We start from the raw sequence: 14,316 nt of genomic DNA, 5'->3' as shown, positions 1-14,316 counted from the left end.
AGTACACCATTAAGATTCTCATCGAAAGGATATTTAAAAATTGCTAAAGCCAAAATCAAAAAGAAGAGAGCTAAACATTTATCCTCTTCCAAATTGTCCCTTCGGGGGTATCTTCAAGCTGAATTCCTAGTTCTCTGAGTTCTGCCCTTATCTTATCTGCCAATTCAAAGCTCCTCTGCTTCCTAAGTGTGCTTCTCACCTCAATGAGCAACTCTATGAGTTCTTCTTCTTTGCTCTCTTTAGCTTCCTTAAAGTATTCCTCAAAGATCCCGAAAACTTCACTTATTATTCTGAAGAACTCAATGGCCTTTCTCAGTACACTTTCTTTTGGTTTCTCAACTTTTGTGAGATAAACGTTTACAGCATTTGCAACTTCAAATATAGGCTTCATAGCCTCAGCAGTGTTGAAGTCATCATCCATAGCTTCATAGAACTTCTTCTTAGCTTCTCTTATAACTTCATAGAGCTCAAATTCCTCTTTCTCCCATTTGAACGGTATCTCAGCTTTTTCCATTGCTATTCTTATGTTCTCAATGGTGTTATATAAACGCTCAAGGTTGTTCTTTGCATGTTGAATTCCTTCTTCTGTATAGTCAAGAGGAGAACGGTAGTGCTTTTGAAGGACAAAGAACCTTATAACTTCAGGTGAGTATCTTTCAAGGAGTTCCCTTATAGTGACAAAGTTTCCAAGACTTTTACTCATTTTCTCTCCTTTTACCATCACAAAGCCTGTGTGAAGCCAGTAACGAACCCATTCTACTCCCGTGCATGCCTCTGTCTGCGCTATTTCGTTTTCATGGTGCGGGAAGATCAAGTCATTTCCACCGCCATGGATATCAAAGCTCTCCCCAAGGTATTTCGTGCTCATGGTAGAACATTCTATATGCCACCCAGGCCTCCCTTCTCCCCATGGGCTGTCCCATTTTGGTTCTCCAGGTTTAGCCTTCTTCCAGAGAGCAAAATCCTCAGGATTTCTCTTTCCTTCTCCTGGCTCGACTCTTGCTCCTTTTCTGAGATCTTCAAGATTTATTTTACTTAGCTTGCCATATTCTCCATATTTTCTAACTTCAAAATAAACACCGTCACTACCTTCGTATGCGTATCCTCTTTCCTCAAGTTTTCTGACAAACTCAATTATATCCTGAATGTGCTCTGTAACTCTTGGATAAATATCGGCGGGTTTAACCTTCAACGACTTCATGTCCTCCAAAAAGAATTTTAAAAACCTCTCTGCAAGCTTATTTGGGTCTTCCCCTGTTTCCTGTGCCCTTCTTATGATCTTGTCATCTATATCAGTAAAATTCATCACCATTAAGACACTATATCCCTTATGCTCGAGGTACCGTCTTATCACATCAAAAGCTATGTAGGTCCTTGCGTGTCCAAGATGAGTGTAATCATAAACTGTGGGCCCACAAACGTACATCCTGACCTCGCCTTCTCTCAAAGGTCTGAATTCCTCTTTCTGCTTTGTCATCGTATTGTAAACTTTCATTTTTTCTACCACCCAGAAAAAGTTCTCTAAGGTTTTTATTAGATTATCGCTTTCGGCAAGTGCAAAGCTTAAAAACCCCATTCCATAATCTAAACCAGCTTTTGAAAAAAGGTAATCAGGAGGTTATGATTATGAAAGTGGCAAAGAAGGATGTAATAAAGCTTCACTACATTGGAAAGATCAAAGAGACTGGAGAGATATTTGATACAACTCATGAAGACGTTGCAAAAGAAGCTGGCATTTACAATGAAAAGGGCATTTACGGGCCAGTGCCAATAGCAGTGGGTGCTGGACATGTTATAAAAGGTCTTGACGAAGCTTTAGAAGGCCTGGAAGTTGGGAAGAAGTACACTCTTGAGATCCCTCCAGAAAAGGCCTTCGGGAAGAGAGATCCCAAACTCATAAAAACATTTACAATAGGCCAGTTCAGAAGACAAGGCATTTATCCATTCCCTGGACTTGATGTGGAAATAGAAACAGAAAGTGGAAAAAAACTCAAAGGAAGAGTTATGAGCGTTTCAAGTGGTAGAGTTAGAGTTGACTTTAACCACCCGTTTGCTGGGAAAACTGCAGTATATGAAGTCGAGATTCTTGAAAAAATCGAAGACCCAATAGAAAAAGTAAAAGCTCTAATAGACCTTAGAATCCCAAGAATCGACTTTGAAAAAGTGCAGATTGAAGTTGGCGAGAAGGATGTAAAGATAGACTTCGGAGAACAAACATTAGATCCAAGAACCCTTGTACTGGGTGAGATACTTTTAGAAAGTGACCTCAAGTTCTTGGGTTACGAAACAGTAGAATTCAAGCCTACAGTTGAAGATCTTCTAAAACCTCCAGAAGCTAAGATTGAAGAAGAGGAAACCGAAAAAGTTGAACCTGAGATGGAGGAGAAGACTGAAGAAGCACCAGAAGAAATCGCTAAGGAAGTTGAAGAAGCCGAAGAAATCGAAGAAGCCAATGAAGAAAGCACCGTAGAGAATGAAACCAAAGAGGAGTGATCTTCCCCACCCTCTTTTATTTGGTGGTCACCTTTGAAAAGCTCATTCGCCCTTTATCTCGTCGGAATTTTTCTCGTGATTCTTAGTCGTTCTTTAGGGACTAACATATATGAATGGGCTTTTTATAATATCCTCTTTTATGTGATAATTCCCCTTATAGTAGCGTACTCCCTTGGGTTTAAGCTAAATGAGATGGGGTTTAAATTTGGCAAAAAAGAAGGATATAAATGGGCGTTTATGCTTTTTTTCATGGCGCTTCCTATAAGCATGTATGCCTCCCGATTAGGCACCTTCAGAGATTATTATCCTATTTTCACCTACACGTCCTGGTCAGAGTTTCTCTTCAAAGAACTCCTCATCGGAGTTGTAATGTTTGCCCATGAGGCATTTTACAGAGGAATATTACTCTTTCCCCTGGCTAAGGAAAATGAGTGGCTCGGCATACTCGCACAAAATATCCCATATACTCTTGTACATATAGGAAAGCCAGCACTGGAGGTCCCTTATTCATTCTTTGCGGGAATAGCATTTGCAAAAATAGGTCTAAAAAGTGAGAGCTTTCTACCAAGCTTTTTTCTTCACTGGATGGGTGCAATAGTGTTTGATATCCTCTGCATCATCTCAGCTTAATTGTAATACTCCCATTCACTGCAGATATCTTCAGTTTGTGTCTTCCCTCTCCAAGAATCCCCATGAATGATTTTGGTCCGTAAATAGGTGTCTTTGAAATCTCTCCTGGTATGTCAGTAGTTATCTTTCCATTTACAGTACTTGCTCTAACTTCCACATTGGCGTTTTTTGGAACATAAACTTCAATACTGCCATTTACAGTAGATATACCAGCATCACTGCTAATTCTTGTCATTAATGCTTTTATTGTCCCATTTACGGTCGAAATTTTTCTAGGTTCAACATTCTCAACATGTATTCTCCCGTTTACTGTGGCTATTTTGTCCGCTTTTGAAATGTTTTTAACAGTTATCGAGCCGTTAACACTTGCCACCTCAATTTCAACTTCTTTCGGAATAAGAAGTTCAAAATTAACCGCACTTTCGCCAATGCTTATTCCAAAGCTTCTTTTCTGTTTCACCTTTATTATGAGTGTGTTTCCTTCTTTTTTGATTTTTATCTTAGGTTCAGCACCTAAAAGGCCCCACTTTTTCTCAGCTCTGAGTTTTAATGTATTCCCATCATAACCCTCCATTTTCACGTAACCGTTTATATTGCCAAGCTTTAACTTCATTCCGGGCTCCATTTTGTATTCTCTCTCAACTACTTCAATCATACCTATCACCTAATATATAATAGAGTGGTCAAGAGAAAATAAAAATGTGGTCAAAACTGATCAGTAGTCTGGCACTTCCAACACTCACGAAGCTCACTTCTACTAAAAGCTAGAATGAAAGTTTAAATATCTCTAGGAGCCTTTTTAGTATTCTCTTTAGTCTTATCCCTATTTCATAACTAAACCCACGCTAACCTAAAAGTTTATGGTACGATCTCACAAGAAGGTTTTTAGAGTTATTAAACAATGGTTCATGTGAGAAATCTACTGAAAAGGAGGTACTCTAATGAATGAAAAAAGTAATGTTCAAAAGATGGCTGAAATTATGGCTCTCCTCTTCTACCACCTTTCAAAAGAAGTAATAGACACCTTTGGAGAAGAAGGGAAAAAGGCCTTGGAACGAGCTATAGAGAAATTTGGATCGGAAAGAGGCGAAAATATTAGAAAGGATGTTTTAAGCAAGGGATTGCCTTTAACATTGGAAAACCTATCAAGATATTATGATATGCCATTGAAAGAAGCTTGGAAAAGTAAAGGAAAAGTTGATGAAACAACGTACTACAGTGAGGTAACTTTTTGTCCTTTTGCAAAAGTCTGGAAAGAGAAAGATGCAGGGGAAATAGGCCTCATATACTGTGAGCAAGATGTCGCATTGGTGAAAGCGTATAACTCCGATGTGGAGTTTAAAAGGCCCAAAAACGTGTTAAAAGGCGACGAAGTATGTTTATTTGATGTGAGGTTAAAAACTAAAAACTGACTTTTCTCTTATTTATCTATTTTCAAACCAAAGCATGATCGAGAGTATATTATCTAGCGACTTCCTACTCAAATAATGATTAGAAGAGGTTAGCGATATTCTTATTAACGTTAAATTTAATATCTTAATGGTGACTTCGATGGAAGATCCATACCTCTGGATGGAAAACCTAAGTGATGAGAGAGTGTTAAAGTTCATAGAGGAAGAAAACGCACACTTTAGAGAGTTCATTGGAGATATTCCAGACGAACTTATAGACGATGTTAGGGAGTACTATTACTTACCCAACATCTGGAGGGCCCAGCTTACAGAAAGAGGGATTTTTGTGCAAGTAAAAGAGAGGGATAGACAACTCATAAAACTCTTTGAAACCGGAGAGGTAATAGTGGACTCAAAGGAACTTGAAAAAGAACTTAACGACGAGGTCCTTCTACAAGGATTTACTGTAGATAAAGAAGGAAAAAGATTAGCCTACAATTTCTCCATTGGTGGAGCCGATGAAGGAATAACAAGAATAATCGACTTAAAAAGTAGAGAGATCTTAGAAGAAATAAAGCCATCTCTATGGAACATTGTCTTCCTTGACGATGGTTATTATTTTGCTCGCTTCTATAGAAAAGAGAAAACACCCGATGGAATGGAGCCTCCAGCAGAGAGAGTTTTCCTTAAGAAAGGAGACAAAGAAAGGATGATATTTGGTGAAGGCCTAGCTTCAGGGTATTTTATGAACCTGCAGAAAAGCACAGATGGAAAATGGGCAATGCTAACAGTTACCTTTGGATGGAACAAAGCCGATATATACTTTGGGCCCATAAATAAGCCAGAAGAATGGAAAAAAGTGTACTCAAGCAAAGTTCCTGCTTATCCAATAGACTACAAAGATGGAAAGCTCTACATATATACTAGAGAGGGAAAAGGGCTTGGAAAAATAGTCATGATCGAAGGAGAGGAAATAAAAGAGATTCTCCCAGAAAATGAATTTCCCCTTGAATGGGCCGTTATAGTAGAAGATAAGATACTTACCGGCTACATGGTTCATGCATCCTCACTCTTAAGGGTCTTCACACTAGATGGAACACTCATAGAAGAGATAAAATTTGACGTACCCGGCCAGATTCATCCTCTCGATAACGATGGGAAGAATGTTCTCCTTAGATATGAAAGCTTTACAGTGCCATACAAGATTTACAGATTTAGTGAGAGACTCGAGCTTGTAGATGAAATCAAATTGGGAGACACATTCAAAGTAGAAGAAAGCTTTGCAACTTCAAGGGATGGAACTAAAATCCACTACTTCATAGTTAAAGGAGAAAGAGATGAGAAAATAGCATGGATCTTTGGATATGGGGGCTTCAACATATCCCTCTCGCCAAGATTTTTCTCTCATGTGATTCCCTTCATTAAGAAGGGCGGGATATTTGTTATGGCAAATCTAAGAGGAGGAAGTGAATACGGCGAAGAATGGCACAGAGCTGGTATGAGAGAAAACAAACAGAACGTATTTGACGATTTTATAGCAGTTCTAGAGAAGCTTAAGAGTGAGGGATATAAAGTCGCTGCATGGGGAAGGAGCAATGGAGGTCTTTTAGTCTCAGCAACACTTGTCCAAAGACCCGATGTTATAGATGCAGCTTTAATTGGATATCCTGTTATAGACATGCTCCGCTTCCATAAGCTTTACATTGGAAGTGTGTGGATTCCAGAATATGGAAATCCAGATGACCCAAAGGACAGAGAGTTCCTTGTCAAGTATTCCCCATACCATAACATCGATCCAACCAAAAAATACCCACCAACACTAATTTACACCGGACTATACGATGATAGAGTTCATCCAGCTCATGCATTAAAGTTTGCAAAGAAGCTCAAAGACGTTGGTGCATCCGTTTACTTAAGAGTGGAAACAAAGAGCGGACACATGGGGGCCTCAGCGGAGACAAGAGTTAAAGAATTAACAGATATGCTGGCATTTGTGATTAAGACTCTGGGAGTTGAGGTTTAGCTTCTATCCTCAAAGGTAGCCTTTATCTCCTCATATCTTTTTCTTGCTTTTTCACGCTCCTTTTTCCGTTCCCATAAGTTTATCCAAACCACTAACCAACCTACACCAGAAATTATCACAATTCTCCAAAACAACCCGTTGTTTATTGGAATAGTATCGTTTTCATCCAAAATTTCGTCTTTATCCTTATCAAAAAGTGGATTTATAATAAAACCTACTCCAGCATCTCCATAAGTTATAAATCTTTCATCCGGAGAGAGGGCAATTTTTCCTAAAGCAATGCCTATTTCTGGGTATAAGAGATAATACATCGTATCATTCCAGACTTCTCTTCCAGACCAGTCAAATATATGCAATGCTGCATCGCATACAATGAGATAGTTCTGTGAGATTGCAAAATCTTCTACATGCAGGAAAGTTTTACCCCAAAGAAAGTCGCCATTCTTGTCATAAACTCCTAAAAACTGCCCTTCACGGGAGTAGAAAACCACAACAAGCTTTCCATCATCTGTAAGTCTCATACGATCAACTATCCCTTTCCAAGGTTCAACAATTTTTATAAGCTCGGCATCTCTGGAAAAGAAATAAATTTTACCCTTCTCAGCCACTACAACAATTTTTCCATTTGTTGCGACTTTTTCACCAAAATTCAAACTCCAGAGGTCGTTTCCATTTATGTCAAAGACCTTCACTATACTACCATTTTTTATATAGCCTCTCACTACAACTAAATCATTGGCAGTACTCACTGATGTCGCGTTAAATTCTCTTCTCCAGAGCTCAGAACCGTTTGGAGAATAAACTACAAGGTAAAAGGGAGAAAATGTGAAGGTGGATTCATTGAGCCATTTTAGATCTGCAGTCCCCAGTGCAATAATTCTCTGGGAGGCATCGAAAGAAGCAACAAACCGCAGAAGAGTGACATTTCTTAGCACATTGCCTTTTTCATCGATGATAATGAGATGAGCATTTTTAGCATCCCTTTCGATATCATTATGTGAGGTCGCAATTACTATTCGACTCTCTATAAATTTAATACCCGCAATATTTTCCTCGAAATTTCCAAAATCTAACCTCCACAAAGTGTTCAACACGGGGTCTTTTTCTGAGATTAGTTCAGCGTAATTAGCAGTATAAAGAGCTAACAAAAGCAGCACAAAATTGGCAATCCACCTCTTTTTCACAGATCCCACCACTATCTTTGGCTCGTTGACGTATTTAAGCTTTTTCTTCTATTAGTTTCATTATTTTACTATGCAACTGCTTAATCAACTCTCTCCTATCTTCCATCAGCACAACATCACTAGCTCCAATCACTTCAAGGTTAAAGGCAAAAGGTGATGGCAGTTCATTATGCTCTACCACCACTTTTATCTTACCTTCCCTTACCCAGCTCAAGAAAATTTCCGCATTCTCTATATCCATCTTATCCTCCATTATCTCACGATAAACCTCTTTGAGAAGTGGGAACTCTGGATAATTTTTCTTTAAAAGCCTCAATAAAGTCTGTGCATTGAGTTGCTGTCTACTTAGGCTCTTCTTCCGCCCCATGTAACGTCTTAGTATTAGTAATCCTCTGTTGGCTACGTGTCTAAAACGCCTCTTCAAAAGCTCCGTATTATCCAAGGCCTTCTTTAGAGTTTCTCTTAAATCTTCTACTTGGAAAAGTTCTTTGACTTCATTTTCACTCAGAACTTTTTCTTTAGGCAAAATAAGCATAAAACCATTATCGCTTATAGCTATTCCTACATTGCATCTCTTTTTCTTACTAATCAAATAAGCAAAGGCCCTGCTTAAGGCTTCATTGGCCCTCCTGCCTATCAAGGTATGGAAGAAGTATTTTGCCCTTCTTTCATCAAAGATCTCTTCAACAAGAATTATTTCATCCCCAGGAACGGTTGAATACCTTGCTTGCTCTCTAAAATAGCCCATAATGGCCTTTGCCGCTTTCTCATCTATCTGGTATTTCTTCATTAGAAAACTCTTGGCTCTTTTGTTATCTAAGAGATTTTTAACCTCCCTCCTAAATCTTTGAACATCTAATGCAAGATCAAAACTCAAGGGAAGCATTTCGGAAAACCAAGCTGGAATTGTAGGCTTTGCGCCCTCTTTGGGTTGAACATAAATTCTATTGGCCCTAGATTTCCTAAACTCATATGTCCTTCCAGATAGAACAAAAATATCTCCTGGCATCAATCTCTCAGCAAATTCCTCTTCAACAGTGCCTATAAAGTGTTTATCGAGAGTAAAGACCTCAATCTTAGCCTCATCAGGAATTGTACCTGTATTCATGTAATAAATAGCCCTCGTCATTTTGCCTCGTCTACCGAATTTACCCTCTTCCTCATCTAGCCATACTTTCGCATAGACCCTTTTCTCTTCTAACCCTGTGTATTCTCCCGCCAAGTAACGCAAAACAGACATAAAATCTTCAAAACTCAAGTTACGATAGGGATAGGACCTTCTCACAAGATTATATGCTTCCTCTATATCCCAGACCCTCTCCAGGGCCATCCCAAGAACATGTTGCACGAGAACATCCAACGGGTTCTGAGGAATTTTAATTCTATCAAGCCTTCTATTCCTTGCGTTGTGAGCTAAGACTGTGCACTCTACCAGATCATCTCTATCCAAAACAAGAATTACTCCCTTACTGACCTCATGCAATCTATGACCCGCTCTTCCAATTCTTTGCAAAGCCCTATTCACACTTTTCGGTGATCCTATTAAAACAACCAAGTCAATGCTTCCAATGTCAATTCCAAGTTCCAGGGAGGTACTAGAGACTACTGCTTTGAGTTCTCCCCTCTTTAGTTTCTCCTCTACCTCAAGCCTAACATCTCTAGAAAGACTTGAATGATGGGTTTCAATTAATTCAGCATATTTTGGATATTTTTTCTTGAGATGATAAGCAACTCTTTCGGCACCGCTTCTAGTATTCGTGAATATTAGAGTTGTTCTGTGCTGTTCTATGAGTTCGTCCAAACGTTTGTACAGGGCTTCACTAAGCTCACTCGCAGGAGAATATATGAGATCCTCAACAACACTCTCCACGACAATTTCAGTTTGCTTTGCAAAACTCACATCTACAATTAGTCCTGAACGAGGTGTACCATCCTCATTAAAGCCAAAAACGAACTTGGCAACTTCTTCAAGAGGGTGAATCGTTGCACTAAGACCAATCCTCACAAAATCACCGGCCAAATTTTGAAGCCTCTCAAGACTGAGGGCTAAGTGAGTACCTCTCTTATTTTCAGCCAGAGCATGGACTTCGTCCACAATTACGTATTTAACTGTTTTTAACCTCTGACTGAATTTAGGAGCATTTAGAGCTATTGCTAAGCTTTCTGGAGTTGTGATCAAAATATGAGGCGGCTTCTTCACCATCTTTTGTTTTTCATAGCTTGATGTATCACTTGTCCTCACTGCAACTCTTATCTCCGGCAACTCATAACCTAAAGTTTTTGCAACTTCCCGTATTTCCCTAAGAGGCTCTTCTAAGTTCCTTCGTATATCATTATTTAAAGCTCTGAGTGGGGAAACATAAAGGACGTAAATTTTATCCTCGAGTTCCTCCTTTTTTCCTAGGAGAACAAGCTCATTTATAGCTGCTAAGAAAGCGGATAGAGTTTTCCCACTACCTGTTGGTGAAGAAATCAAAACATTTTCTCCTTTATGAATCTCTACCACGGCATAACGCTGAGGGGGTGTGAACGTCCCAAATTTCTCTCTAAACCACTCTCTAATTGGTTCATCAAGTATAGCATATATTTCATCATCTGAATATTCTCTATCGGCAAAACTTATCATGCCCCTTCACTCATCCTATATAACGAGGCCTTAAAAATTTTCATCCGATTTTCGAACAAAAGCGTTTAAATATTCATAACTAAATTAAAAAAATGAGAACCATGGAGAAAATCCCAAAAGTAATTGAAGAATTTAACAGATTACATGGAAGTGAAGCACGTGCAAAGCTAAAAGAGATTAAAGATGAAGAAGTTATAATCGAGTTTGAAGGCTCATTTTGCAAGACTTGTGGACTTTTTGATTACTTTGATGACATGAAATGGGAAGCGATGGAATTTGGGATAATTGTAGAACCAATTGAAATTTTAGAATTTGAAGAAAAATTTGAAACGGGAAAATATCTCGTAAAATACAAAGTTCAAACAAGAGACGCCAAAGAATAAACAAAAACCATGAGAAATATCAGGCCAGACAAATACACTATCCCATGGGGGATGTGCAAATGGAAATTCACTTCTTTTTTCTTCACCTTAAGGTACATGAGGGTTGGAAGTATCCCAGCATAGATTACTCCCCCAAAGGTTCCTGCAAGCCATAGAGCATTTACAAAGCTTTTAAGACCAGCAAAATATATTACCAAAGGCGGTGCAACTGCTAAGAGCCATGAACTTATCTTACTGCACCCAAGCATTTCCCTAATGTTATCCATCTGAGAAAGTGCTATTCCTATATAACTTGTACATATGGCTGCTAAGGGCAATAATAGACCAAGCCACCTCCCTAAAGAACCATAAAGAGCTTCAAGTACTTTTGTTGCCAGTTCAGGAGTTTCAGACCCAAATGCACCAATAAAAGCCAAGATAAAAAGAGCATAGAGTATCATTGGAGTGAGATACCCTACAAAAACTGCTTTTGTTGCAATTTTGACATCTTTAAGCCCCTTCAGAAGCTCAGGAATTACCATATGGCTAACATAAGCAAATAGTGCTACTCCTACTCCACGTAGAGCAGCGGAGGAGTTTGCATACCTTATATTTTCTGAAGAAATATTCCCAAAGACAAGCACTATTGAAATGATAATGGCAGAAAGAAGGACTCCATTGAGAATTAATTCGGCCTCTCCAGAAGTCTTAAGGCCCATAAATACAATTAAACTCATTACCATCCAGAATATCACTGCAACAATTTCTGCCCTAATTCCAAGTAACGAAGAGAGTATATCTGCACTCCCCGCTATGTATGCTATAAGAGCCCCATAAGCTAAGATTGAGATACTCATGAACATTAGAATCCCACCAAATTTTCCGAGATGCTCTTCGGTAAGTTTTGAAAGACTTTTCCCCTCACTCTTAGAGGCAACTTCCAAAACAAATAATGCAGTTAGAAGTGTTAAAAGGCCCGTAAGAATTATCACAATAACTCCCAATATCGGTCCAGCCTCTCTTAAAGCATATGGCAAACCCAAAACACCAGCTCCAATTTGAGTTCCTATCAGTATTGCGCTTGCTTCAGCGAGTGTCAGCCTCTTCATGCTCCCACCACTGGTGAAAAAAGTTTCACAAATATAAAAGTCTTGCTATATGTAAAAAAGAGTCCTCTAAAAGACAAATAAATGCACCAAAGGACACTTAAATACATCTAACAATAAAAGCAGAATAAAGGTGATTTAAGCCTATATCATCGAAATTCTCTTGTTCTAAAGACTTTCAAAAGGTTAAAGGAGGGAGATATATGTAGGGGTCCTCCAGAAGAATTTTATACTTAAACTAACTAAATCTCTATGGTGGAAAAATGAGAATGGTGCTGATAGATGGGGAGCACTATCCCGATGTAACTGCATGGGCCATTAAAAAGCTTGGAAATGTCTCCTGTGCAGTGTTTTTAGGGGGTACTGAGAAGATAGGAGATATTAAATCCCTAGAAAAAGAGATAGGGGTTAAACTTTATCATGAGGATAATTACCTATCAGCAATTAAGAAAGCGATTAGAGAGAACATAATTGAAGAAGTCGTAGACCTGAGCGATGAACCTGTTGTAAACTATGAAGACAGATTTAGGATAGCTGCCCTTTTATTGAAACTTGGCATTAAGTACAAGGGTGCAGATTTTGAATTCTCCCCAAAGAAATTAAAGAGAATAAATAAACCCACGCTCACAATCCTTGGAACTGGAAAAAGAGTAGGAAAAACCGCTGTAAGCGGATTTGTTGCAAGAACCCTTAAGGAGATTGCAAAACCCATAATCGTGACAATGGGACGAGGAGGACCAGAAGAACCAGAGATAATAGAAGGAAATAAGCTTGAGATAACTCCTGAGTTTCTCATTAAAATAACTGAATCAGGAAGACATGCGGCATCAGACCACTTTGAAGATGCTTTAACAGCAAGAGTACTAACAATAGGATGCAGAAGATGTGGGGGAGGAATGGCAGGCTTTAGCTTCTTTGACATAGTTGACAAAGGTATAAAGCTAGCCGAAGAACTCGAAGGGGACATAGTCATACTTGAAGGTAGTGGAGCAACTTTTCCAGCGGTGAAAGCCGATAAATACATCACTGTTGTCGGAGCACCACAAAAACTTGAGTTCATTAAGAGCTATTTTGGTCCATTTAGAGTGGCACTGGCGGATTTGATTATAGTGACTCTTGCAGACATGGTAAATGAAGAAAAACTTAGAGTCCTCAAGAAACTCCTAAGTGAAATAAACCCTGAAGCCGATATCCATTTAACTGCATTTAAACCAAGACCATTGGGCGAAGTAACAGGAAAAAAGGCAATTCTCATTATGACAGCACCTCCAGAAGGCCTAGAAAAAGCAGCTAAACACTTAGAGGAATCCCACAATGTAGAGATTATTGGTAAAAGCCATAATTTAGCCAACAGACCGAAGTTAAGGGAAGATTTGAAACGTTTTAGTAATTATGACACGATTCTTGTAGAACTAAAAGCTGCTGCCGTGGACGTTGTCACAAGGGAAGCCCTCAAACAGGGGAAAGATGTTATATATCTCGATAACGAACCAGTTAATATAGATGGAAAAGATTTGAGAGACTCTGTGTTGGAAATAGGGCGAGACCTTAAGGGGGTTCAAAGATGATAATCGTAATTGATCCTGAAAAAAGGACAAAAATCCCCTTTTCCAGAGGAATCCTTACTAGGTCTATAACTTCCACCGGTGTTGATGTTGGTATAGCCTATTCTATAGCTGCTGAGATAGTAAAGGATCTAGAGAGAAGAAAGGTAAAACTGATAACAAAAGATGAAATCAGAGAAATAGCGTATAAAAAGCTTCTAGAGCATGGTCTAAAGGATGCTGCAAGAAAATACCTCTTTTGGCACGAACTTAGAAAGCTAAAGTACCCAATGATAATACTCCTTGGTGGAGCAACGGGAGTTGGAAAATCCACTCTTGCAACCGAGCTAGCATTTAGACTGGGTATAAGAACTGTGATAGGCACGGATACCGTTAGAGAAGTTATGAGAAAAATGATCAGCAGAGACCTCCTCCCTGCAATCCATACTTCTTCATTTTTAGCTTGGAGAGAACTTAGGAATGTGCCAAGAGATGTAAATCCCCTTATTTATGGATTTGAAAGCCAAGTAAGATACATAAGCGTTGGAATTAACGCAGTCATAGAACGTTCATATAACGAGGGATTCAACACGATAATAGAGGGAATCCACCTCGTCCCAGGGTATCTAACACTTAACGAAAGAAGTTTTATGTACATGATAACTGTAAGAAGTCTTGAAGCTCTTGAAGCAAGATTTTACGAAAGAGCACGTTACAGCCTTCGACCTGCCGAATACTATGTGAAAAATATCGAAGATATTATCCACATTCAAGACTATTTAGTTAAAAAAGCGAAAGAACATGGAGTTCCCATAATAGAGAATATCGAGCTCGAAGAATCCATAAACACTATAATGACCCATCTGATGAAAGAAATACCCAAACGACTTAAGGAAAGAGGGATTAAATTAGAAATCTAACAACAAAAATCCTTTTATCTTTAAACAAATATTATTA

The 14,316-nt window shown here is 38.8% G+C and carries 12 protein-coding genes; 7 read left to right on the top strand and 5 right to left on the bottom strand.

What is annotated here, in order from left to right; translation table 11 throughout:
• Positions 1 to 70: 70 nt before the first annotated feature.
• The gene (cysS, locus tag K1720_RS03930; protein ID WP_251950096.1) at positions 71 to 1,495 is read right to left on the bottom strand and encodes a cysteine--tRNA ligase; all 1,425 of its coding nucleotides are present in this window, start codon (positions 1,493 to 1,495) and stop codon (positions 71 to 73) included.
• 131 nt (positions 1,496 to 1,626) lie between these two features.
• Here cysS and K1720_RS03925 point away from each other — a divergent pair, with 131 nt between their 5' ends.
• Positions 1,627 to 2,493, top strand: coding sequence for an FKBP-type peptidyl-prolyl cis-trans isomerase (locus K1720_RS03925; protein ID WP_423837319.1), 867 nt, complete (start codon positions 1,627 to 1,629; stop codon positions 2,491 to 2,493).
• Positions 2,494 to 2,526: 33 nt separating this feature from the next.
• Positions 2,527 to 3,123, top strand: a complete 597-nt coding sequence (mrtA, locus tag K1720_RS03920; RefSeq protein ID WP_251950094.1) for a CPBP family archaeomyxosortase MrtA — start codon at positions 2,527 to 2,529, stop codon at positions 3,121 to 3,123.
• Here the strand turns inward: mrtA and K1720_RS03915 are convergent.
• Positions 3,110 to 3,778: a DUF4097 family beta strand repeat-containing protein gene (locus K1720_RS03915; RefSeq protein ID WP_251950091.1), complete on the bottom strand. Its 669-nt coding sequence runs from the start codon at positions 3,776 to 3,778 to the stop codon at positions 3,110 to 3,112. The genes mrtA and K1720_RS03915 overlap by 14 nt on opposite strands.
• Before the next feature lie 286 nt (positions 3,779 to 4,064).
• Here K1720_RS03915 and K1720_RS03910 point away from each other — a divergent pair, with 286 nt between their 5' ends.
• Positions 4,065 to 4,535 carry an L-2-amino-thiazoline-4-carboxylic acid hydrolase gene (locus K1720_RS03910; RefSeq protein ID WP_251950090.1) on the top strand — a complete coding sequence of 157 codons (471 nt, stop codon included), beginning with the start codon at positions 4,065 to 4,067 and terminating at the stop codon, positions 4,533 to 4,535.
• Between the two features lie 139 nt (positions 4,536 to 4,674).
• Positions 4,675 to 6,537: a prolyl oligopeptidase family serine peptidase gene (locus K1720_RS03905; protein WP_251950088.1), complete on the top strand. Its 1,863-nt coding sequence runs from the start codon at positions 4,675 to 4,677 to the stop codon at positions 6,535 to 6,537.
• Here K1720_RS03905 and K1720_RS03900 read toward each other — a convergent pair.
• Together K1720_RS03900 and K1720_RS03895 are read right to left on the bottom strand one after the other, a co-directional pair.
• On the bottom strand, positions 6,534 to 7,730 hold the full coding sequence (locus K1720_RS03900; RefSeq protein WP_251950087.1) for a PQQ-binding-like beta-propeller repeat protein: 1,197 nt from the start codon (positions 7,728 to 7,730) through the stop codon (positions 6,534 to 6,536). The two genes, K1720_RS03905 and K1720_RS03900, sit on opposite strands and share 4 nt — an antisense overlap.
• 25 nt (positions 7,731 to 7,755) lie before the next feature.
• A complete protein-coding gene (locus tag K1720_RS03895) occupies positions 7,756 to 10,347 on the bottom strand; it encodes an ATP-dependent helicase (RefSeq protein WP_251950086.1) in 2,592 nt (863 codons plus the stop codon).
• Between the two features lie 92 nt (positions 10,348 to 10,439).
• Between K1720_RS03895 and K1720_RS03890 the strand changes: the two genes are divergently transcribed.
• Positions 10,440 to 10,730, top strand: coding sequence for a hypothetical protein (locus K1720_RS03890; protein ID WP_423837318.1), 291 nt, complete (start codon positions 10,440 to 10,442; stop codon positions 10,728 to 10,730).
• Here the strand turns inward: K1720_RS03890 and K1720_RS03885 are convergent.
• On the bottom strand, positions 10,706 to 11,818 hold the full coding sequence (locus tag K1720_RS03885) for an aromatic amino acid transport family protein (RefSeq protein WP_251950084.1): 1,113 nt from the start codon (positions 11,816 to 11,818) through the stop codon (positions 10,706 to 10,708). The two genes, K1720_RS03890 and K1720_RS03885, sit on opposite strands and share 25 nt — an antisense overlap.
• Positions 11,819 to 12,078: 260 nt before the next feature.
• Between K1720_RS03885 and K1720_RS03880 the strand changes: the two genes are divergently transcribed.
• Entirely contained in the window at positions 12,079 to 13,383 is a 1,305-nt protein-coding gene (locus tag K1720_RS03880) for a 2,3-diphosphoglycerate synthetase (protein ID WP_251950082.1), read from the top strand.
• Positions 13,380 to 14,279, top strand: coding sequence for a 2-phosphoglycerate kinase (locus tag K1720_RS03875; RefSeq protein ID WP_251950080.1), 900 nt, complete (start codon positions 13,380 to 13,382; stop codon positions 14,277 to 14,279). The genes K1720_RS03880 and K1720_RS03875 overlap by 4 nt, the downstream gene beginning before the upstream one ends.
• The last annotated feature ends 37 nt before the right edge of the window (positions 14,280 to 14,316 follow it).

The organism is Thermococcus argininiproducens, from assembly GCF_023746595.1.
GTDB lineage: Archaea > Methanobacteriota_B > Thermococci > Thermococcales > Thermococcaceae > Thermococcus_A > Thermococcus_A argininiproducens.
The sequence above is the reverse complement of the archived record's forward strand: the minus strand, read 5'-3'. Positions and strand labels throughout refer to the sequence as shown.

Bases quoted from the DNA above. Each gene is read 5' to 3' on its own strand.
- K1720_RS03885 (WP_251950084.1), bottom strand. From the start codon at position 11,818: ATGAAGAGGCTGACACTCGCTGAAGCAAGCGCAATACTGATAGGAACT.
- K1720_RS03915 (WP_251950091.1), bottom strand. From the start codon at position 3,778: ATGATTGAAGTAGTTGAGAGAGAATACAAAATGGAGCCCGGAATGAAG.
- K1720_RS03890 (WP_423837318.1), top strand. From the start codon at position 10,440: ATGAGAACCATGGAGAAAATCCCAAAAGTAATTGAAGAATTTAACAGA.
- K1720_RS03880 (WP_251950082.1), top strand. From the start codon at position 12,079: ATGAGAATGGTGCTGATAGATGGGGAGCACTATCCCGATGTAACTGCA.
- cysS (WP_251950096.1), bottom strand. From the start codon at position 1,495: ATGAAAGTTTACAATACGATGACAAAGCAGAAAGAGGAATTCAGACCT.
- K1720_RS03925 (WP_423837319.1), top strand. From the start codon at position 1,627: ATGAAAGTGGCAAAGAAGGATGTAATAAAGCTTCACTACATTGGAAAG.
- K1720_RS03895 (WP_251950086.1), bottom strand. From the start codon at position 10,347: ATGATAAGTTTTGCCGATAGAGAATATTCAGATGATGAAATATATGCT.
- K1720_RS03875 (WP_251950080.1), top strand. From the start codon at position 13,380: ATGATAATCGTAATTGATCCTGAAAAAAGGACAAAAATCCCCTTTTCC.
- K1720_RS03910 (WP_251950090.1), top strand. From the start codon at position 4,065: ATGAATGAAAAAAGTAATGTTCAAAAGATGGCTGAAATTATGGCTCTC.
- K1720_RS03905 (WP_251950088.1), top strand. From the start codon at position 4,675: ATGGAAGATCCATACCTCTGGATGGAAAACCTAAGTGATGAGAGAGTG.